This window comes from Erwinia typographi (genome assembly GCF_000773975.1).
Taxonomy (GTDB): Bacteria; Pseudomonadota; Gammaproteobacteria; order Enterobacterales; family Enterobacteriaceae; genus Erwinia; species Erwinia typographi.
The window spans coordinates 111,784-132,713 of sequence record NZ_JRUQ01000027.1 but is presented as its reverse complement, the minus strand read 5'-3'; the positions used below and the strand labels follow the sequence as shown (position 1 = coordinate 132,713).

Genomic DNA, 20,930 nt, shown 5'->3' with positions numbered 1-20,930 from the left:
AACATTGCGTGTAATATTTAATTAACGGAGGAATTCATATGAAAATAAAAAAACTAGCTCTAACCAATTTTCGAACTTTTCAAGAATGTCAAACCATTGAATTTTCTCCAATAACACTTCTGTTTGGCCCTAATTCAGTGGGTAAAAGTACTGTACTAGTAGCATTGTTTTATTTACAGCAAATAATTGAGAGTGGGAATTGTAATCCTGAAAGATTAGAAGCGCTCGGAGATAAATATATCGGTGGGTTTAAAAAATTAATACATAAAAATAACATTAAAGACTCGATAATAATAAAGTTAACTTTCGATAAAGATAACAGAATTGGCAGTAGCTATGGGTTTATTGAAGATTTATTTGAAGATTATATTACAGGTATTACGAGTCCATCTGAATTATCTGAAGAAATGTCAATTGAGTTTGAAATAGCTTGGTCAACAGCAGAAAATACTGCTTACATTTCACGCTACACAATAGCTTTTGATGGCGAGAATATTGCTGAGGTTACTAGTGATTCAGGGCTAAAACAGCCTATAATAAGCGCAATAAATTATTTACACCCCTTGCTAATACCTGATAATCATAATGAGTGGCTACTCAATTGCATAGATGAAGGTACCACTATTCATGAAGCCCTTAAAGTGAAAGCTCTTGATATAAAAAGAAATAAAAAGCCTGACTATAGAGCTATATCAAAAGGCAATGATTATGAAGATGAAGATGAAGATATATCCTTAAGTAACGATGCGTTTGTTAGTGAATTCCATCAATTACTCAATAAACCAAGATTAGCGGATAATGCCACTACAACCAGTACTGAAAGCGTGCTTACTGATGAGTTCTCGTTTGCATCGCATAAAACAATTCATGTACCCATTGCTTTAGAGTCTCACTCAGGTGCATTACCCTATATTGGAAAAAAACTAACCGTCTCTTTAATGCTTGAAGACACGCGATTAAATGAAAGGGCCATCGAAATATTAAGCGACTTAGTTGTTGCCCCTCTCGATAATTTATATGACCTTTTAAAAGATAGTTTATGTATTGGTCCACTACGAACAATTCCTGATGCTTTATTTCAATCGAACGCCAATATCAACCAAAAAGACTGGTACAATGGATCAGCTTCATGGCACACCTTAGCTAAGATAGATATAAACTTATTACAAACGGTTAATTTTTGGTTATCTGATCATAGCAAGCTTAACCTTGGTTATGGAATTGCATTACACGCAGAGAAAACATTTTCCGAAATTAAGCGCATATCAAAACATATATCAAAAGAAAATTTGAAAGCAAGGCTAGATACAGAAATTATTTCATCTTACGAACATGACTCTTCTACAACTCGCTATCAATTGGATTTGATAAACAATAAACTTAAATATTCACTATGGGATATTAATAATGATATTTCAGTAGAACCTAATGAAATTGGCGTTGGGATATCTCAACTTATGCCTTTGGTTGTAGCCTCTTTAAGTCGCAAGCAAGGGTTAATAGCTTGCGAACAACCAGAGCTTCATGTCCATCCAAGAGTGCAAGTTGCTATTGGTGATTTATTACTACAGTCGAATAATAAAATTAATTTTTTGATTGAAACTCATAGCGAGCACTTAATTTTACGACTACTAAGACGAATTAGAGAAATCAATGAGAATAAGTTGCCAAGTGACTTTAATGAAATCTCAACTAAAGATCTCTCGGTGATATACATAGAACCTTCACCAAGTGGAGCTAAAGTAAGAAGAATTAATGTCACTGAAGATGGCGATTTTAATGAAGCTTGGCCTGGTGGCTTCTTCGATGAGCGAGACGAGGAGCTATTCTGATGTACGAAGAAATAACATTAGACCCTCATTGCATGAGCGAATATCACTATTACGGTTTGCTTAAAGAGAGATTTGGTTTTGATCGTGGTAGATATATTATCGCACCAGTAAGAGAATGGGCAAGAGCGGCTTTTAATGCTGTAAAGGAGTCCACAGACCTTCAAGATGTAAAAAAACAATCCATAAAAAACTATCTTAATAAAATATATAAAGAAAAAGATCAAACCATTTTTTATCTACCCCAACATCGAAGCCATATAGATTATATCAATTGGTTAGACTGGGTACACAAACAACAAACATACGCTCCATTCCATTTTATTATATCTGAGACTTATGCTGGTGCTTTAAATTATGAGAAAATCATTAATGGTGATGAAAGATGGCATATCCCTCCAACTAAATTAATAAATTCCAATGCCGAATCAATTTATGCAGAAATATCACCGCTATTAAAAATTGGAAATGAAATAACAATTATCGACCCATATTTCGTTCTATCTGGAAACAAAGTTTTACATGCTATATTTAATTCATTAACGGAAAATGCCGGGATTGTTAAAATAGTTTTAGTAACCGCTATCGACACAGCAAATGTAGAAACTATTTTCCAAAATGAGTTCATGGGTAAATATAAAAACATACCAACCTTTGAGTATATTTTAATCCCAGACAACTTTGTTCATGACCGCTATTTAATCGCTAATAAGGGGGCGCTGAAATCTGGCCATGGTTTTTCTGAAAGAGTTGAAAAAGGTGTGCAAGCTGATAATTTAAGCATTAGCTTGTGTGGTACAGCAGAATGTTTTTCAACTAAAGAATGGATAGATAGATTTGTTTTAGAAAAGAAAGCTGTAGTAAAAAAACTATACCCGTAATTTATAATTATGATGGTGTTCTCAAAAGAGCCACCATCATATATTCTTCATTTAAGAATTTAAAAACTATTTTCTTCTTCCAAAGTCAAACGGACTAATCCCCTTCTCCCGATTCACATCCAGATAATCCGCCCACCACTGCACCATCAATCTACGCTCTCCCAAATGCTCAGCCTTATGAATATAAGCCGCACGCACAGAGTTACGCTCCTGGTGACTCATCTGCCGTTCTACCGCATCCTTCGACCACAATCCCGACTCAATTAACGAGCTACAAGCCATTGTCCTGAAGCCGTGTCCGCAAACTTCCACTTTCGTATCGTAACCCATCACCCGCAGAGCTTTATTCACCGTGTTTTCACTCATCGGCTTATGTGGATCGTGATCGCCAACGAAGATCAGCTCACGGTTTCCACTCATGCTTTTGATCTTTTCCAAAATGGCGAGAGCTTGACGCGATAAGGGAACAAGATGTGGAGTCTTCATCTTAGAGCCACGCTGAGAGTGTTTAACGCCTTCCAGTGGTTCACGCTCTCCCGGTATCGTCCACATAGCAGTTTCAAAATCGACTTCTGACCAACGAGCAAATCGCAGTTCACTAGATCGAATAAATACCAATAACGTCAGTTCCACAGCTAAGCGTGTTAGTGGTCTGCCGGTATATGTGTCGATCCGATGAAGTAGTTCAGGTATACGATTAAGTTCTAGTGCAGCACGATGCTGACGTTTAGCTGTGGCGACCGCTCCAGCGATCTCTTGTGCGGGGTTGTAATCGATTAAACCGCTTTGCACGGCAAATCGCATAATTGCTGTTGTTCGTTGTTGTAGACGCGCTGCCACCTCAAGACGTCCAGACATCTCTACGGCTTTGATGGGAATAAGTAAATCTCTGGTTTTTAGCTCGGTAATATTCCGCTTACCAATCGCATCGAACAGATTATCTTCCAGACTTTTAAGAACACGACCACTATGTGACTCAGACCATTTTTGATTGCTTGCGTGCCAATCTCTGGCAACAGACTCGAAAGTGATGACCTCTTTAGCCTGTTCTTCTTTTACTGCACGCTTATGCTCACGAGGATCGACACCGGCAGCAACAAGCTTCCTGGCCTCTTCCCTCTTTTGACGAGCATCAGCCAGTGACGTTTCGGGGTAAACACCAAAAGCCATCAGATGTTGTTTACCGCCAAAGCGGAAACGAAAGCGCCAGTATTTAGAGCCGTTGGGGTGTATCAACAAAAACATGCCGTCGCCATCTACTAGCGAGTATTCCTTTGCTTCAGGTTTTGCCGAACGCACCTTGGTATCAGTCAGGGCCATGATGGTATTCCTTCCATATGCTGCCGTGAGTATATAAGCATTATCGAACCAGCATATATACTCGGTTCTATACTCACAAGCATGTTGATGTGGGGTAACTCAGATTGACGTCGGTTGACTGAAAAGCGGGGCAAAGCCTTGCTGCCACTGGATTTTTGGCATAAAAAAAGACCTCAGTTGAGGTCTATTTACATACTGTTGGTGCCGAAGGCCGGAATCGAACCGGCACGCCTTGCGGCGGTTGATTTTGAATCAACTGCGTCTACCGATTTCGCCACTTCGGCACTGAAGGGTATGCGGAAAACGTTGGGGATTATACCGTTACTCTCTGCGTGCGCAACTACTATCCGCCCCAACGTGACGCGAGTGCTGAAAAATCCAGCGCCTTAAGACTAATCCCAAACACCTCCTTCATCCCCTGTCCGTTCTGCCCCTGGCGGAACTCCCTCGCGTTACGGGAGTCCCAAAGGTGAAAGGCGCGGGGCTGAGGCCTGGCGCGCCAGATAACAGTCTAAAAGGTCAATTATGAAATTTTCAAAGATGGTTTTGGCAGTAACGGTTTCGACTTCCTTGTTATTTGCTGGCGCAGCCTCGGCGGCTAGCTGGCAGGATCAGCTGAGCAGCGCGGCGAACTCGCTCAGCCAGAAAGAGGGCGCAGCGGGTTCCAGCACCACGCCACAGGCCAGCGGCACCTCGATGAGCGCGCTGACCGGCCTGCTGAACGGCGGCAACCAGTCACTTAGCTCCAGCACCATGACCAACGCGACCGGCGTGCTTCAGTACTGCATGAAGAACAACCTGGTGGATAACAACGTCAGCTCGGTGAAAGACCAGCTGATGGGCAAACTGGGCCTGGAAGACAGCGCTAAGCAGCAGGAAACCACCGACTACAAGCAGGGCCTGATGGGTCTGCTGAACACCGGCAACAATCAGCAGGTGAACCTGAACAGCCTGGGCGATACCGCCATGGGCAAGAAGGTGAAAACCAAAGCCTGTGACCTGGTGCTGAAGCAGGGCAAACAGTTTATCTCTTAATAACGGCGAGGCTGTCCCCTCATCGTCATTCCCGCGAGCCGCCTCTGTGTGGCTCGTTTTTTTTACATCAGGATCGGCTTGCTGCCCGGCATTGCCATCACCCTGCCGTCCTGATGCTTAAACGTCGCTTTATTCTGATATAACATACTCACGGCAGGTGAAATCCTGGCGTGAAGCCACATGCCGTGCTACTACGCTAAGAGTGCTATCGTCTTCAACTTCCGTCACTTCAGGGACAATACCGATGACTGAACCATTATTGATTGCCAAATCCGCCGATCTGTCGCTAAACCTGCTGCCCGGCATGGCTAACCGCCACGGCCTGATTACCGGAGCCACCGGGACGGGGAAAACCGTCACGCTACAGAAAATGGCTGAAAGCTTCTCCAACATTGGCGTACCGGTATTTATGGCCGATGTGAAAGGCGACCTGACCGGCGTAGCCGAAGAAGGCGTCTCTTCGGAGAAACTGCTGGACCGGCTGGCGAAAATTGGCGTCACGGACTGGTCACCGCAGGGTAATCCGGTGGTGCTGTGGGATATCTTTGGCGAGAAAGGTCATCCGGTGCGGGCAACCGTCTCCGATCTCGGCCCTCTGCTGCTGGCGCGCCTGCTGAACCTGAACGAGGTGCAAAGCGGCGTGCTGCAAATTATCTTTCGCGTGGCGGACGATCAGGGCCTGCTGCTGCTCGACTTCAAAGACCTGCGGGCGATGACGCAGTACATCGGCGATAACGCCAAAGGCTTCCAGACGCAGTACGGCAATATCAACAGCGCGTCGGTTGGGGCGATCCAGCGTGGTCTGCTGGCGCTGGAGCAGGAAGGCGCAGAGTACTTCTTCGGCGAGCCGATGCTGGATATCAAAGACTGGATGCGCACCGACAGCAACGGCAAAGGGGTGATCAACATCCTCTCGGCGGAAAAGCTCTACCAGATGCCGAAACTCTACGCGACCAGCCTGCTGTGGATGCTCTCCGAGCTGTATGAACAGCTGCCGGAAGCGGGCGATCAGGAGAAGCCAAAGCTGGTGTTCTTCTTTGATGAGGCGCACCTGCTGTTCAACGACGCGCCCGACGTGCTGCTGGATAAAATTGAGCAGGTTATTCGTCTGATCCGTTCGAAGGCGGTCGGCGTCTATTTTGTGTCGCAGAACCCGGCGGATATCCCGGACAGGGTTCTCGGCCAGTTGGGTAACCGCGTGCAGCATGCCCTGCGCGCCTTTACGCCGAAGGATCAGAAGGCGGTGAAGGTAGCGGCGGAGACTATGCGCGCCAACCCGGATTTTGATACCACGACAGCCATTCAGGAGCTGGGCACCGGCGAAGCGCTAATCTCTTTCCTGGATGAAAAAGGCAGCCCGACGATGGTGCAGCGCGCCTCAGTCATTGCGCCGTATTCCAGGATGGGGCCAGTCACCGACGATGAGCGCAACGGGCTGATTAATCACTCCCCGCTCTCCGGCAAATATGACGAAGCGGTCGATCGCGAATCCGCCTTTGAGAAGCTGAGCAAAGGCGTGCAGGCCGCCGCCGAAGAGGCCAACGCGCCGCCGGTTAAAGGCAGCAAGGTTGAGGTGGATGACGGTATAATGGGCGGGCTGAAAGATATCCTGTTTGGCAGCACCGGGCCGCGCGGCGGCAAGCGGGACGGCATAGTGCAGAGCGTGACCAAAACGGCGGCACGGCAGATCACTAACCAGATCATTCGCGGCGTGCTGGGCAGCATTATGGGCGGCCGTAAACGCTAAGCCGTTGATTACAGGCTCTGCTGAAGGAACTACACTGTCCTCATGGATAAAGAACTCGAACTCGCCAGAGCCAAACGTACGCCGCTGCTGCTTCTTTGCGGCGCGGCGCTCCTCTTTATCGCCACGGTGCTTTACCCGCTGTGGTATCCATCCAGTCACTGGGTTGGCGCGCTGAAGGCCATCTCAGAAGCGTCGATGGTGGGCGCGCTGGCCGACTGGTTTGCGGTCAGCGCGCTGTTCCGCCGCGTGCCGATCCCGCTGGTTGGTCGTCATACCGCCATCATTCCCCGCAACAAAGAGCGCATCGCCGATAACCTGGCGCTGTTTGTGCAGGATAAGTTTCTCAGCACCAGCTCGCTGCTGGCGCTGATTCGCCGTCACGATCCGGCACAGATCGTTGCCAACTGGCTGAGCCGTCCTGATAACGCCGCGCGGCTGGGCGGCTATCTGCTGAAGATTGTCCGGGGCTTTCTGGACCTGGCCGATGACCAGCGCATTCAGGCGTTTATGCGCCGTGCGATCCACAAGGCGATTGATAAGGTCGACCTGTCGCAGTCGACGGCGATGGTGCTGGAGAGCCTGACCAAAAATAACCGCCACCAGTCGCTGCTGGATGATGCCATCGCGCAGCTGCTGCAACTGGTCAACAAGCCCGGCACCCATGAGTTTATCGCTCAGCAGGTGATGCGCTGGCTGAAGCGTGAACATCCTCTCAAAGAAAAGATGCTGCCCACGGAATGGGTTGGCGAGAAGAGCGCCGAGATGGCGGCCAGCGCGGTGAGATCCATCCTCAGCGATATCGAGCAGGACGGCGCGCATGAGATCCGCCAGGCCTTTAACCGGGCGGTGCAGCGGCTTATCGAGCGGCTGCGCAACGACCCGGAGATGCTGCTGAAAGCGGAAGAGGTCAAAGCGTATCTCAAGCAGGATGAGGCGCTGAATACCTACATCAGCCAGCTGTGGGGCGACCTGCGCGGCTGGCTGAAGGAGGATCTGGATAAGGAAGACTCTACGCTGCACGCGAAGGTCAGCTCCGCCGGGCAGTGGCTGGGCGAAACGCTGATGCAGGATGCTAATCTGCGCGCCTCGCTGAATCAGCATATGGAGGATGCCGCTTCCGGCGCAGCGCCGGAGTTCTCGGCTTTCCTCAGCCGCCATATCAGCGATACGGTGAAAAGCTGGGATGCAAAGGACATGTCGCACCAGGTGGAGCTGAATATCGGCAAGGATTTACAGCGGATACGTATTAACGGCACGGTCGTTGGCGGGGTGATAGGGCTGATACTGTATCTGCTTTCGCTGCTGCCGATGCTCATTGAACAGCTGCGTTAATACGCAAAGCAAAAATCCCTTCTCCCCGCAGTTCGAAGCTGAGCATCTTCAGCCGCCGCTAAAGCGCAGCCCCTGTAACGCAAAACGCCACCTGAAGGTGGCGTTTTATCGGATACGAACAGAATTACCGTCGCTTCAGCAGCATAAACACGCTGATCGCAAAGAACGCGGCGCTTGGCAGCAGCGCGCCGAGGATCGGCGGGATGTTATACACCAGGCTGAGCGGGCCGAAAATCTGGTCGAGCACGTAGAACAGGAAGCCGAAGCTGATCCCCGTCACCACCCGCATTCCCATCGATACGCTGCGCAGCGGGCCAAAGATAAACGACAGCGCCATCAGCATCATCACCGCCACCGACAGCGGCTGGAAGATTTTATTCCACATGTTCAGCTGATAGCGCCCGGCGACCTGACCGCTCTGCTTCAGGTACTTCACGTAGTTATACAGACCGCGAATAGAGAGCGAGCCGGGGTCCAGCGACACCACGCCCAGCTTGTCCGGCGTCAGCGTGGTTTTCCACTCGCCGCTCAGCGTCTGGCTACCGGTGACCTGCTTCGGATCGGTCAGGTTGGACTGGTCCACTTCCGCCAGTTCCCAAAGCTTTTTATCGGCGTTGTACTTAGCGGAGGCCGCATAGCGCACGGTATCCAGGCGGCGATTCTTGCTAAAGCTGTAAATGCTGACGCCGTTCAGCTCGGTGTTATCTTTAATACTTTCGATAAAGATAAAGTTGTCGCCGTCTTTGGCCCACAGTCCGTTCTGGGTGGAAAGCATCGAACCGCCCACCAGCTGCTGCGCGCGGTAGCTGCGCGCCATTTGCTCGCCCTGAGGGGCGACAAACTCGCCAATCGCCATGGTCAGCAGCACCAGCGGGATGGCGGTTTTCATTACCGACGCGGCAATCTGCATACGGGTAAAGCCGGAGGCTTGCATCACCACCAGCTCGCTGCGCTGCGCCAGCGTGCCCAGCCCCAGCAGCGCGCCCAGCAGCGCCGCCATCGGGAAGAATATTTCGATATCCTTCGGCACGCTCAGCACGGTATACAGACCCGCGCCCACCGCAGTGTAGTCGCCCTGGCCGGTTTTGCGCAGCTGGTCGACAAACTTGATGATGCCGGAGAGCGACACCAGCATAAACAGCGTCGCCATAATGGTGTTGAAGATCGTTTTACCGATATATCTGTCGAGTACGCCAAACATCAGACCGAGCCTCCCTTGCTGAAGCGCCCGCGCAAGCGCCGCATCGGCACCGTATCCCACAGGTTGAGCATGACGGCCAGCGCCAGATAAGACAGATTGACCACCCACATCCAGATAGCCGGATCGAGGCGGCCTTTTTGTCCGCTTGAGCGCAGCGAGCTTTGCAACAGGAAGAAGATCAGATAGAGCAGCATCGCCGGCAGCATCGACAGCACGCGGCCCTGGCGCGGGTTCACCACGCTGAGCGGCACCACCATCAGCGCCATCACCAGCACCGAGAACACCAGGGTGATCCGCCAGTGCAGCTCGCTTTTAAACTCCGGCTTGCTGGACTGAACCAGGGTTTTCATGTCCATCTGCTCAGCATCGTTCGGGTCCAGCACCACGTCCTGATGCCCGACAATCGCCTGATAGTTCACGAAGTCCGTAATGCGGAAGTCGCGCAGCATCGCCGTGCCCTCAAAGCGGGTGCCCTTCTCAAGGGTCACCACCTGAGAACCGTCCGGCCGCTGGGTCATATGGCCTTTGTCAGCCAGCACCACGGACGGACGGGCATTGCCCTTCGCCCGCAGCTGGGCCAGAAAGACGTTGCCAAAGTTGTTGCCCTTGACGTTCTCAATGAACATCACCGACTGACCGTCGCCAGACTGCTGGAACTGCCCCGCAGCCAGCGCGGCAGCGCCAGGATTAGCTTTAGCATTTTGCGTCACTTCGCTCTGATAGCGGGAGGACCACGGGCCAAGCCAGGCGACGTTGACCGAGGCAACTATCGCGGTGAACAGCATCAGCACCATCGCCGCCTTCACCAATACCGCCTTGCTCAAACCGCAGGCGTGCATCACCGTGATTTCGCTTTCGGTGTATAACCGACCAAGCGTCATCAAAATGGCCAAAAACAGGCTCAGTGGCAAAATAAGCTGCGCCATTTCCGGCACGCCAAGGCCTAATAATGTCAGGACTAAATTTGTTGGGATCTCGCCATCCACCGCGGCTCCTAAAATCCTGACTAACTTCTGGCAAAAGAAGATCAGTAGCAGGATGAAGAGGATAGCCAGCTGGCTTTTGAGCGTTTCCCTTACCAGATATCTAATGATGATCACGCTGAGTACGCCTGTGAAAACTTGTCTTTTTGCAGGAAAATCGCTAGTTTCATCGCTTATACGCCATTTTTTCTCATCAATGGCCTCCGTCATAGCTAAACTAGTATGACAACAATCGCGTTATGGTGATGCAAAAAAATTATGTTTCCCAACATTATTGGGCTGAAACATCACCAAAACGAATTCTGACGCCGGTTACCCTAAAGGCGTAGTGCCCGGCAGCGAGCTTGACGAAAGCGCTACATTCTAGCCGCAGCAAGCGCCGTTGTCTTTAAGATTCAGGAGAGTGCATGGAGTTCAGTGTAAAAAGCGGTAGCCCGGAAAAACAGCGCAGTGCCTGTATCGTGGTTGGCGTGTTTGAACCGCGCAGGCTGTCACCGATTGCTGAACAGCTCGATAAAATCAGCGATGGCTACATCAGTGCCCTGCTCCGCCGTGGCGAACTGGAAGGCAAAGTCGGCCAGACTTTACTGTTGCATCATGTGCCAAATATCCTCTCTGAGCGCATTTTGCTGATTGGCTGTGGCAAAGAGCGCGAGCTCGACGAGCGCCAGTACAAACAGGTTATCCAGAAAACGATTAACACCCTTAACGATACTGGCTCTATGGAAGCGGTCTGCTTCCTGACCGAGCTGCACGTCAAGGGCCGCAATACTTACTGGAAAGTGCGCCAGGCCGTTGAGACCTCCAAAGAGACGCTTTACAGCTTCGACCAGCTTAAAAGCAACAAAACCGAGCCGCGCCGTCCGCTGCGTAAGCTGGTGTTTAACGTGCCAACCCGCCGCGAGCTGACCAGCGGCGAGCGCGCCATTCAGCACGGGCTGGCGGTGGCGACCGGCGTCAGAGCCGCCAAAGATCTGGGCAATATGCCGCCGAACATCTGCAACGCCGCCTACCTGGCTTCGCAGGCTCGTCAGCTGGCGGACGCCTTCAGCAAAAACATCACTACCCGCGTCATTGGCGAGCAGCAGATGAAAGAGCTGGGCATGAACGCCTATCTGGCGGTCGGACAGGGCTCGCAGAACGAGTCGCTGATGTCGGTGATTGAGTACAAAGGCCACCCGGACGCAGACAGCAAGCCTATCGTGCTGGTCGGCAAAGGCGTGACCTTCGACTCCGGCGGCATCTCGCTCAAGCCAGGCGAAGCGATGGACGAAATGAAGTACGACATGTGCGGCGCGGCGTCGGTCTACGGCGTAATGCGTATGGTGGCCGAGCTGAACCTGCCGCTGAACGTGGTCGGCGTGCTGGCGGGCTGTGAGAACATGCCTGGCGGCCGGGCTTACCGTCCGGGCGACGTGCTGACCACCATGTCCGGCCAGACCGTGGAAGTGCTGAACACCGATGCCGAAGGCCGTCTGGTGCTGTGCGATGCGCTGACCTACGTCGAACGCTTCGACCCGGAAGTGGTGATTGATATCGCCACTCTGACTGGTGCCTGCGTGATTGCGCTGGGCCACCACGTCAGCGGGCTGCTGTCGAACCACAACCCGTTGGCGCACGAACTGATCGGCGCGTCCGAACAGGCGGGTGACCGCGCGTGGCGTCTGCCGATTGCCGACGAGTATCAGGAACAGCTGGACTCCAACTTTGCCGATATGGCGAACATTGGCGGCCGTCCTGGCGGCGCAATCACCGCGGCCTGCTTCCTGGCGCGCTTTGCCCGTAAATATAACTGGGCGCACCTGGACATCGCCGGGACCGCATGGCGCTCCGGCAAAGCCAAAGGCGCCACCGGCCGTCCGGTTGCCCTGCTGTCGCAGTTCCTGCTGAACCGTGCTGGCCTGAACGGCGACGACTAATTGCCGATGAAAAACGCAACCTTCTATCTGCTGGAAACCGATACCCCGGTTGACGGGATCAGCGCCCTTGAGGCGCTGGTTTGCGATATAGCAGAAGCGCGCTGGCGCGAGGGAAAACGCGTGCTGATCGCCTGTGAGGATGAGGCGCAGGCCGTCCGGTTGGACGAAGCCCTGTGGCAGCGTCCGGCCAGCGCCTTCGTGCCCCATAACCTGGCGGGCGAAGGGCCAAAATATGGCGCGCCGGTCGAACTGGCCTGGCCACAGCGCCGGGGCAACTCTCCGCGCGATCTGCTTATCAGCCTGCTGCCGCAGTTTGCAGATTTTGCCACCGCTTTCCATGAAGTGGTAGACTTCGTCCCTTATGAAGAATCTTTGAAACAGCTGGCGCGCGACCGCTACAAAGCGTATCGCAGCGTTGGATTCCACTTGAATACGGCCACGCCGCCCGTGCCGCCAACGACATAGTAGAAATGGAAAAGACATATAACCCGCAAGATATCGAGCAGCCGCTTTACGAGCACTGGGAACAGCAGGGCTACTTTAAACCGAATGGCGATACCAGCCAGGAGAGCTTCTGCATCATGATCCCGCCGCCGAACGTCACCGGCAGCTTGCATATGGGTCACGCGTTTCAGCAAACCATCATGGATACCATGATTCGTTACCAGCGTATGCAGGGCAAGAACACCCTGTGGCAGGCGGGAACTGACCATGCGGGTATTGCTACCCAGATGGTGGTGGAGCGTAAAATCGCCGCGGAAGAGGGCAAAACGCGCAAAGATTACGGTCGCGAAGCGTTTATCGAAAAAATCTGGGCGTGGAAAGCAGAATCTGGCGGCACCATCACCCGTCAGATGCGCCGCCTGGGCAACTCCGTTGACTGGGAGCGCGAGCGCTTCACCATGGACGAAGGTCTGTCTGACGCCGTGAAAGAAGTGTTTGTACGCCTGTACAAAGAAAACCTGATTTATCGCGGCAAGCGCCTGGTCAACTGGGACCCTAAGCTGCGCACCGCGATTTCCGATCTGGAAGTGGAAAACCGTGAGTCTAAAGGCTCCATGTGGCATATCCGCTATCCGCTGGCCGACGGCGCGAAAACGGCCGATGGCAAAGACTATCTGGTCGTGGCGACAACCCGTCCTGAGACGGTGCTGGGCGACACCGGCGTGGCCGTTAACCCGGAAGATCCTCGCTACAAAGATCTGATTGGCAAATTTGTGGTGCTGCCGTTTGTTGAACGCCGCATCCCGATCGTTGGCGATGAACATGCCGACATGGAGAAAGGCACCGGCTGCGTGAAAATCACCCCGGCGCACGATTTCAACGACTACGAAGTAGGCCGCCGCCACCAGCTGCCGATGATCAACATCCTGACGTTTGATGGCGACATCCGCGAGCTGGCACAGGTTTATGACTGCAACGGCGAAGAGTCCGACGTTTACAACGCCGCGATCCCGGCAGAATTCCAGAAGCTGGAACGCTTCGCCGCGCGTAAAGCCATCGTAGCGGCAGTAGACGCGCTCGGCCTGCTGGAGGAAGTGAAGCCACACGATCTGACCGTACCCTACGGCGACCGTGGCGGCGTGGTTATCGAACCGATGCTGACCGACCAGTGGTACGTGCGTACCGCCCCGCTGGCGAAAGTGGCGGTGGAAGCCGTTGAGCAGGGCGATATCCAGTTCGTGCCGAAGCAGTACGAAAACATGTATTTCTCCTGGATGCGCGATATCCAGGACTGGTGTATCTCCCGTCAGCTGTGGTGGGGTCACCGCATCCCGGCGTGGTACGACGCGGAGGGCAACGTCTACGTTGGCCGCACCGAAGAAGAAGTGCGCGCCGAAAACAAGCTGGCTGCCGACGTGGCGCTGAATCAGGACGAAGACGTGCTGGACACCTGGTTTTCCTCCGGCCTGTGGACCTTCTCCACGCTGGGCTGGCCTGAGAACACCGAGGCGCTGCGCACCTTCCATCCGACCAGCGTACTGGTCAGCGGTTTCGACATTATCTTCTTCTGGATTGCCCGCATGATCATGCTGACCATGCACTTCATCAAGGATGAAAACGGCAAGCCTCAGGTGCCGTTCAAAACGGTCTATATGACCGGGCTGATCCGCGATGACGAAGGGCAGAAAATGTCCAAGTCGAAAGGCAACGTCATCGATCCGCTGGATATGGTGGACGGGATTTCGCTGGAAGATCTGCTTGAGAAGCGCACCGGCAACATGATGCAGCCGCAGCTGGCTGAGAAGATTCGCAAGCGTACAGAAAAGCAGTTCCCGAACGGCATTGAGCCGCACGGCACTGACGCCCTGCGCTTCACCCTGGCGGCGCTGGCCTCAACCGGTCGCGACATCAACTGGGATATGAAGCGTCTGGAAGGCTACCGCAACTTCTGTAACAAGCTGTGGAACGCCAGCCGCTTTGTGCTGATGAACACCGAAGATCAGGATTGCGGCTTCAACGGCGGCGATAAGGTGCTGTCGCTGGCCGACCGCTGGATCCTGGCGGAATTCAACCAGACGGTGAAGGCGTATCGCGAGGCGCTGGATAGCTATCGCTTTGATATTGCGGCCAATATTCTGTATGAATTCACCTGGAGCCAGTTCTGCGACTGGTATCTGGAGCTGACCAAGCCGGTGATGAACGGCGGCACGGAAGCGGAGCTGCGCGGCACCCGCCACACGCTGGTAGAGGTGCTGGAAGCCTTGCTGCGCCTGGCGCACCCGATTATTCCGTTTATTACCGAAACCATCTGGCAGCGGGTGAAAGTGCTGAAGAACATCAGCGACGACACCATCATGCTGCAGCCGATGCCAGCCTTCGATGCCGCGAAGGTCGATGAAGCCGCGCTGAACGATACCGAATGGCTGAAGCAAGCTATCGTGGCCGTACGTAATATCCGCGCGGAAATGAACCTGTCCCCTTCCCGGCCGCTGGACGTGCTGCTGCGCGGCGCATCGGCGGAAGTGGTGCGTCGCGTGAGCGATAACCACAGCTTCCTGAAAACGCTGGCGCGGCTGGAGAGCATTACCTGCCTGGCTGCCGATGAGAAAGGCCCGCTGTCGGTCACCAAAATCATCGACGGCGCCGAGCTGCTGATCCCAATGGCCGACCTGGTGGATAAAGCCGCCGAGCTGGAGCGTCTGGCGAAGGAAGTGACCAAGCTGGAGCTTGAAATCACTAAGATTGAGAGCAAGCTGTCCAACGAGGGCTTTGTCTCCCGCGCGCCGGAAGCGGTGGTGGCGAAAGAGCGCGAGCGCATGGTTGAGTTTGGCGAGGCGAAAGCTAAGCTGATAGAGCAGCAGGCGGTGATCGCCGCGCTGTAAGGTGACCGGGCCGTTTCAGCCCGTTGCCAGCCGACAAATCAGAGCCGGGCTTGCCCGGCTTTTTTGGCATGTTTAAAACGAGTGAGCCTTATGACAACCGCATCGCAGCTCAATTTGCACGTGCGACCCATCGCCCCAGAGGATAACCCGCATATTGCGCAGGTGATCCGCGTGGTTTCTGCTGAGTTTGGCCTTACCGCCGACAAAGGCTTTACCGTGGCCGATCCAAATCTTGACCATCTTTACGAGCTCTACAGCGAGCGTGACAGCGCTTTCTGGGTGATCGAGCTTGAGGGCAAGATTGTTGGCGGCGGGGGCGTAGCGCCGCTGAAGGGCAGCGAGGAGGATATCTGCGAGTTGCAGAAGATGTACTTTATGCCGGCGGTACGCGGCCTTGGGCTGGCGCGCGAGCTGGCGATGCAGGCGATGGACTTTGCCCGCGAGCGCGGTTTTAAGCGCTGCTATCTGGAAACTACCGCTTCGCTGACCCGTGCCGTACGCCTGTATGAACATTTAGGCTTTGAGCATATTCCCGGCCCGCTGGGCTACACCGGCCACGTTGACTGCGAAGTCACCATGCTGAAAACGCTCTGAGCTGTCGTAGTGCGACAGGCTTCCTTCCGCCCGACCGTTATCGCCGCAATCTTAATCAGAATGCCGGAACGCCGCTGTGGAACCGTAGCTGCTGGTCCGGTTCCTGAATCAGCTTCGCTTCCGTCTCGCCAATCTTCCTGACCCGCGCGCTGATATCCGTGGCCGAGATCTCGGCGGCCAGCGCCAGGTAGTCCTGATAGTGCCGCGCCTCTGAGCGCAGCAGCGAAAGATAAAACGCGGCCAGTTCGTCATCCAGATACGGCGCCAGGCTGGCAAACCGCTCACAGGAACGCGCTTCGATATACGCCCCGCAAATCAGCTTATCCACCAGCGTCTGGGGTTCATGCGTGGTCACCTCGCGCAGTAACCCTTTGGCATAGCGGCTGGCAGTGATTTTGATATAGGGAATGCCGCGCGCCTGCATGATCTCCAGCACCTGATAAAAGTGGTGCAGCTCCTCTTTAATCAGCAGTACCATTCTGTCGATAAGCCTGTCGCCATAGCTGAGATCGGCACGGCTAATCACCGTTTTCGACAGGCTTTTATGCTGCTCCAGAAACGCCAGGTCGGCGTTCTCGCTGTGCACAAACTGTTCCCATGGCTTCAGCCAGGCCAGCAGCGCGTCGCCGCTCTCTTTGTCCGCTACGTAGCGGCGAATTAACCACATCGCGGTCTGTGCCGCCTTCAGCTCGCAAACCAGATGGTCAGTCAGCAGCAGCGGCAGGTTCTCTGGCATACGCGCACGATCGATCCATGCCTGGGGCGTGCGGCAGTGCAAAAAGGCGTGAATGGGGGCAAGCAGGCGGTCGGTGTTCATACGGGAAAGCGGTCCGGGGAGTGAGTAAGGGCAAATCAGGCTTCACCTTCAGGGAGAATCGGTGCAAGGCAAATCCAGCTTTTCGACGCAGCGAACAGGCCCGATGCGGCGTTCGGGCCTGAAAAGTCGTCAGGCAGAATTAATGGCGGGTGCCATTATCATCTTCATCGATAAAATCGCCCTCTTCGTCTTCGTCCTGCGCATCAGGATCTTCGAAGTAGGTGCCCCAGCCGTCATAGTCAACGTTGTACTTCGCGGCCAGGTCGACCAGTTGCTCAACCTGAGTGTCGATCAGTTCGGCATTCAGCGCGCCTTCGCTCAGAATATCGCAGCACATCACTTTGCTGCCGTCTTCCAGCTCCAGCTCTTCCGGCTCGGTCACTTCGTATCCCAGCTTGAAGGCATCCACCGCCGCCTTTTCCAGCGCGTCGAAACTGTCGCAGGAGAGGTGATGTTCGATGGTATAGAGCGCATCCGGGTCGCTGCCGTCGTCCAGCAGTTCTTCAATAATCAGCCGCGTCTCTTCACGCTGCTCTTCCAGCAAGGCTTCGTTTGCCATGATCCGTTCCTCAGTATGTGGCATCTCTTCTGAGTATTTTCCCACAGTGCCGTTCCCGCCACTACCTTTATAAAAAAGTTTCTGCACGCCGGGGTTGAAAATGCATATTCATACGGTTAAATTGAATTTTAATTCAATAATTGTCATATGGAGTGCTTTATGAGTCACTTATATCACCGCCATTTTCTCAGGCTGCTGGATTTTACCCCCGCCGAAATGACCGCGCTGCTGGCGCTGGCCTCCACGCTCAAAACCGATAAGAAAAACGGTGAGGAAATTCAGCATCTCAAGGGCAAAAATATCGCGCTCATCTTCGAAAAAGACTCGACCCGGACACGATGCTCTTTCGAAGTTGCCGCCTATGACCAGGGTGCCAACGTCACTTACCTCGGGCCAAGCGGTAGCCAGATCGGTCATAAAGAATCGATCAAGGATACCGCTCGCGTGCTGGGCCGCATGTATGACGGCATTCAGTATCGCGGCCACGGTCAGGCGCTGGTTGAGGCGCTGGCTGAGCAGGCGGGCGTTCCGGTGTGGAACGGTCTGACTAACGAGTTCCACCCTACCCAACTGCTGGCGGATCTGCTGACTATGCAGGAACATCTGCCGGAAAAAGCCTTCAGCCAGATGACTTTAGCCTACGTGGGCGATGCGCATAACAATATGGGCAATACCCTGCTGGAAGCAGCGGCGCTGGTCGGACTGGATCTGCGCCTGGTCGCGCCGAAAGGCTGCTGGCCTGATGCGGCGCTGGTAGCGGAATGTCGCAGCGCGGCGGAGGAAACCGGCGGCAAAATAACCCTGACGGAAGATATCGCCGAGGGCGTGCACGGCGCTGACTTTATCTACACCGATGTCTGGGTGTCGATGGGTGAACCGAAGGAAGTCTGGCAGGAGCGCATTGCCCTGCTGCGTAAATATCAGGTGAACAGCGCGATGCTGGCGCTGACCGGCAACCCTCAGGTTAAGTTCCTGCACTGCCTGCCAGCCTTCCACGATGACCAGACGACGCTGGGTCAGCAGATGGCGGAACAGTATAATTTGCAGGGCGGTATGGAAGTGACCGACGAGGTGTTTGAGTCGTCTCACAGCGTAGTCTTCGACCAGGCGGAAAACCGTCTGCACACCATCAAGGCGGTGATGGTCGCCACGCTGGCTAAATTGCCGTAGCCGGGCTGGGAGCAAACGGTTACGCTGTTCGCGTTTTTTACTTGCCGCAGCGGGCCGATTGCGTATAATTCCCCCCGTTTGCCGGGAGGAAGCATGAAACTGAGTAGCGTTAACATTGCTGGACTGACAAGCCTGACCGCAGGCTGGCAGCGCCGTTTTTCCTTACCAGGCACCCCGATCTTAGTAAAAAGAAGCCCCTCATTGAGGGGCTTTTTTTTGCCCGTTTTCCAGCTAACCGGCACGCGAAGGAGTGATAATGGCTAATCCCTTATTTCACAAACACATCATTTCAATCAACGACCTCAACCGCGAAGAGCTGGAGCTGGTGCTGCGCACGGCCGCCAGCCTGAAGGCGAACCCGCAGCCGGAACTGCTTAAGCATACTGTCATTGCGAGCTGCTTCTTCGAAGCCTCCACCCGTACCCGCCTCTCCTTCGAGAGCGCGATGCACCGGCTGGGCGCCTCCGTCGTCGGTTTTGCTGACGGCGGCAATACCTCGCTGGGCAAAAAAGGCGAAACCCTGGCCGACACCATTTCGGTCATCAGCACCTATGTGGATGCCATCGTGATGCGCCATCCGCAGGAGGGCGCGGCGCGTCTGGCCACCGAGTTCTCCAGCGGCATTCCTGTTCTGAACGCCGGTGACGGCGCCAACCAGCATCCCACCCAGACGCTGCTGGATCTGTTCACCATTCAGGAAACCCAGGGCCGCCTTAGCAACCTCAGCGTGGCGATGGTCGGCGATCTGAAATATGGCCGCACCGTGCACTCGCTGGCGCAGGCGCTGGCGAAGTTCGACGGCAACCGCTTCTACTTTATCGCGCCGGACGCGCTGGCTATGCCGTCCTACATCACCGACCTGCTCGACGAGAAAGGCATCCTTTGGAGCCGCCACGACAGCATTGAGGAAGTGGTGCCGCAGGTAGATATTCTCTACATGACCCGCGTGCAGAAAGAGCGTCTCGACCCGTCTGAGTACGCCAACGTCAAGGCCCAGTTTATTCTGCGTGCGGCGGACCTGGCCGGAGCCAGGCAAAATATGAAAGTGCTGCATCCGCTGCCGCGCATTGATGAGATCGCCACTGACGTGGACAACACCCCGTTTGCCTGGTACTTCCAGCAGGCAGGCAACGGCATCTACGCACGCCAGGCGCTTCTGGCGCTGGTACTGAACAGCGAACCGGTTCTGTAAGGGGGAATTGACGATGACGCAAGATAACAAACTCCAGGTCGAAGCGATTAAACGCGGTACGGTAATCGACCATATTCCGGCACAGATTGGCTTTAAGCTGCTGTCGCTGTTTCGCCTGACCGAAACCGATCAGCGCATTACCATCGGCCTGAATCTGCCCTCCGGCGAGATGGGCCGCAAGGATCTGATCAAAATTGAGAACACTTTCCTGACCGACGATCAGATCAACCAGCTGGCGGTCTACGCCCCGCACGCGACGGTTAACCGCATCGACAACTATGAGGTGGTGGGGAAAATCGCCCCGGCGCTGCCGGATCGGATCGAGCATGTGCTGATCTGCCCGAACAGCAACTGCATCAGCCGTAGCGAGCCGGTCAGCTCCAGCTTCGCGGTGAAAAAGCGTCAGGACGACGTGCGCTTAACCTGTAAATACTGCGAGAAATCGTTCGCCCACCATGTGGTGTTGGCAAACTGGTAATCAGCCGCCAGCAGCCTATAATGGGCCGGATTCAGGCGGCATAGCCTGCGCTCCCTGCATCTGTTGTCGGGGGCGAAGGCCGTCGCCAGTTGAGCCACATTATCCCTTAAACATGGAGAACGTTATGTCTCGCGAAATCAGCACTGAAAACGCACCAGCCGCTATCGGACCTTATGTGCAGGGCGTCGATCTGGGCAGCATGATCATCACTTCAGGCCAGATCCCGGTCGATCCTAAAACCGGCAGCGTGGCGGACGATGTGACTGCCCAGGCGCGCCAGTCGCTGGAGAACGTGAAGGCTATCGTCGAAGCCGCCGGTCTGAAGGTGGGCGACATCGTGAAAACCACGGTCTTCGTCAAGGATCTGAACGACTTCACCACTGTGAACGCCGCTTATGAAGCGTTTTTCACCGAGCATCAGGCCAGCTTCCCGGCGCGCTCCTGCGTGGAAGTGGCCCGTCTGCCTAAAGATGTTAAGATCGAAATCGAAGCCATCGCCGTTCGTCGCTAAGCGGTTCTTTCCTCTCCCGCCACCGGGAGAGGGATT

General features: G+C 54.1%; 18 protein-coding genes and 1 tRNA gene. 13 read left to right on the top strand and 6 right to left on the bottom strand.

What is annotated here, in order from left to right:
• Nucleotides 1-38 precede the first annotated feature (38 nt).
• On the top strand, nucleotides 39-1,832 hold the full coding sequence (locus tag NG99_RS07930; protein WP_052130611.1) for an AAA family ATPase: 1,794 nt from the start codon (nucleotides 39-41) through the stop codon (nucleotides 1,830-1,832).
• Nucleotides 1,832-2,710, top strand: a complete 879-nt coding sequence (locus tag NG99_RS07925; RefSeq protein ID WP_052130610.1) for a hypothetical protein — start codon at nucleotides 1,832-1,834, stop codon at nucleotides 2,708-2,710. Before NG99_RS07930 ends, NG99_RS07925 begins: the two co-directional genes overlap by 1 nt.
• A gap of 66 nt (nucleotides 2,711-2,776) precedes the next feature.
• Here NG99_RS07925 and NG99_RS07920 read toward each other — a convergent pair whose 3' ends face one another.
• Together NG99_RS07920 and NG99_RS07915 are read right to left on the bottom strand one after the other, a co-directional pair.
• On the bottom strand, nucleotides 2,777-4,030 hold the full coding sequence (locus tag NG99_RS07920; RefSeq protein WP_034890563.1) for a tyrosine-type recombinase/integrase: 1,254 nt from the start codon (nucleotides 4,028-4,030) through the stop codon (nucleotides 2,777-2,779).
• A 199-nt stretch (nucleotides 4,031-4,229) separates the two neighbouring features.
• Nucleotides 4,230-4,314 (bottom strand) — tRNA-Leu (locus NG99_RS07915).
• Between the two features lie 241 nt (nucleotides 4,315-4,555).
• Here NG99_RS07915 and NG99_RS07910 point away from each other — a divergent pair.
• The 3 genes from NG99_RS07910 to NG99_RS07900 all read left to right on the top strand — a co-directional run bounded on the left by NG99_RS07910 (nucleotide 4,556) and on the right by NG99_RS07900 (nucleotide 8,144).
• Complete coding sequence (locus NG99_RS07910) at nucleotides 4,556-5,065, top strand: DUF2501 domain-containing protein (RefSeq protein WP_034890562.1); 510 nt, start codon at nucleotides 4,556-4,558, stop codon at nucleotides 5,063-5,065.
• Nucleotides 5,066-5,309: 244 nt separating this feature from the next.
• Nucleotides 5,310-6,812, top strand: coding sequence for a helicase HerA-like C-terminal domain-containing protein (locus tag NG99_RS07905; RefSeq protein WP_034890559.1), 1,503 nt, complete (start codon nucleotides 5,310-5,312; stop codon nucleotides 6,810-6,812).
• Nucleotides 6,813-6,854: 42 nt separating this feature from the next.
• A complete protein-coding gene (locus NG99_RS07900) occupies nucleotides 6,855-8,144 on the top strand; it encodes a DUF445 domain-containing protein (RefSeq protein WP_034890557.1) in 1,290 nt (429 codons plus the stop codon).
• Nucleotides 8,145-8,268: 124 nt separating this feature from the next.
• On the opposite strand, the gene lptG is transcribed toward NG99_RS07900, so the two are convergent.
• On the bottom strand, nucleotides 8,269-9,345 hold the full coding sequence (lptG, locus tag NG99_RS07895; protein ID WP_034890555.1) for an LPS export ABC transporter permease LptG: 1,077 nt from the start codon (nucleotides 9,343-9,345) through the stop codon (nucleotides 8,269-8,271).
• Entirely contained in the window at nucleotides 9,345-10,445 is a 1,101-nt protein-coding gene (gene lptF / locus NG99_RS07890) for an LPS export ABC transporter permease LptF (protein ID WP_034891051.1), read from the bottom strand. The genes lptG and lptF overlap by 1 nt, the downstream gene beginning before the upstream one ends.
• Before the next feature lie 290 nt (nucleotides 10,446-10,735).
• On the opposite strand from lptF, the gene pepA reads away from it, so the two are divergent.
• The 4 genes from pepA to NG99_RS07870 all read left to right on the top strand — a co-directional run bounded on the left by pepA (nucleotide 10,736) and on the right by NG99_RS07870 (nucleotide 16,167).
• Nucleotides 10,736-12,247 (top strand): leucyl aminopeptidase, encoded by a 1,512-nt coding sequence (gene pepA, locus NG99_RS07885; RefSeq protein WP_034890553.1) that lies wholly within the window; start codon nucleotides 10,736-10,738, stop codon nucleotides 12,245-12,247.
• 6 nt (nucleotides 12,248-12,253) lie between these two features.
• Nucleotides 12,254-12,712: a DNA polymerase III subunit chi gene (locus tag NG99_RS07880; protein WP_034891048.1), complete on the top strand. Its 459-nt coding sequence runs from the start codon at nucleotides 12,254-12,256 to the stop codon at nucleotides 12,710-12,712.
• A gap of 5 nt (nucleotides 12,713-12,717) precedes the next feature.
• Nucleotides 12,718-15,573: a valine--tRNA ligase gene (locus NG99_RS07875; protein WP_034890551.1), complete on the top strand. Its 2,856-nt coding sequence runs from the start codon at nucleotides 12,718-12,720 to the stop codon at nucleotides 15,571-15,573.
• A gap of 90 nt (nucleotides 15,574-15,663) precedes the next feature.
• Nucleotides 15,664-16,167, top strand: coding sequence for a GNAT family N-acetyltransferase (locus NG99_RS07870; RefSeq protein WP_034890550.1), 504 nt, complete (start codon nucleotides 15,664-15,666; stop codon nucleotides 16,165-16,167).
• A gap of 55 nt (nucleotides 16,168-16,222) precedes the next feature.
• On the opposite strand, the gene miaE is transcribed toward NG99_RS07870, so the two are convergent.
• Entirely contained in the window at nucleotides 16,223-16,984 is a 762-nt protein-coding gene (gene miaE / locus NG99_RS07865) for a tRNA isopentenyl-2-thiomethyl-A-37 hydroxylase MiaE (protein WP_034890549.1), read from the bottom strand.
• A gap of 139 nt (nucleotides 16,985-17,123) precedes the next feature.
• On the bottom strand, nucleotides 17,124-17,543 hold the full coding sequence (gene rraB, locus NG99_RS07860; protein ID WP_034890547.1) for a ribonuclease E inhibitor RraB: 420 nt from the start codon (nucleotides 17,541-17,543) through the stop codon (nucleotides 17,124-17,126).
• Between the two features lie 159 nt (nucleotides 17,544-17,702).
• Between rraB and argF the strand changes: the two genes are divergently transcribed.
• The 4 genes from argF (at nucleotide 17,703) to ridA (ending at nucleotide 20,894) form a co-directional block, all read left to right on the top strand.
• Nucleotides 17,703-18,713: an ornithine carbamoyltransferase gene (argF, locus tag NG99_RS07855; RefSeq protein ID WP_034890546.1), complete on the top strand. Its 1,011-nt coding sequence runs from the start codon at nucleotides 17,703-17,705 to the stop codon at nucleotides 18,711-18,713.
• Between the two features lie 256 nt (nucleotides 18,714-18,969).
• Nucleotides 18,970-19,905, top strand: a complete 936-nt coding sequence (gene pyrB / locus NG99_RS07850; protein WP_034890545.1) for an aspartate carbamoyltransferase — start codon at nucleotides 18,970-18,972, stop codon at nucleotides 19,903-19,905.
• A gap of 13 nt (nucleotides 19,906-19,918) precedes the next feature.
• A complete protein-coding gene (gene pyrI / locus NG99_RS07845; RefSeq protein WP_034890544.1) occupies nucleotides 19,919-20,383 on the top strand; it encodes an aspartate carbamoyltransferase regulatory subunit in 465 nt (154 codons plus the stop codon).
• Nucleotides 20,384-20,507: 124 nt separating this feature from the next.
• Nucleotides 20,508-20,894, top strand: coding sequence for a 2-iminobutanoate/2-iminopropanoate deaminase (gene ridA, locus NG99_RS07840; protein ID WP_034890543.1), 387 nt, complete (start codon nucleotides 20,508-20,510; stop codon nucleotides 20,892-20,894).
• The last annotated feature ends 36 nt before the right edge of the window (nucleotides 20,895-20,930 follow it).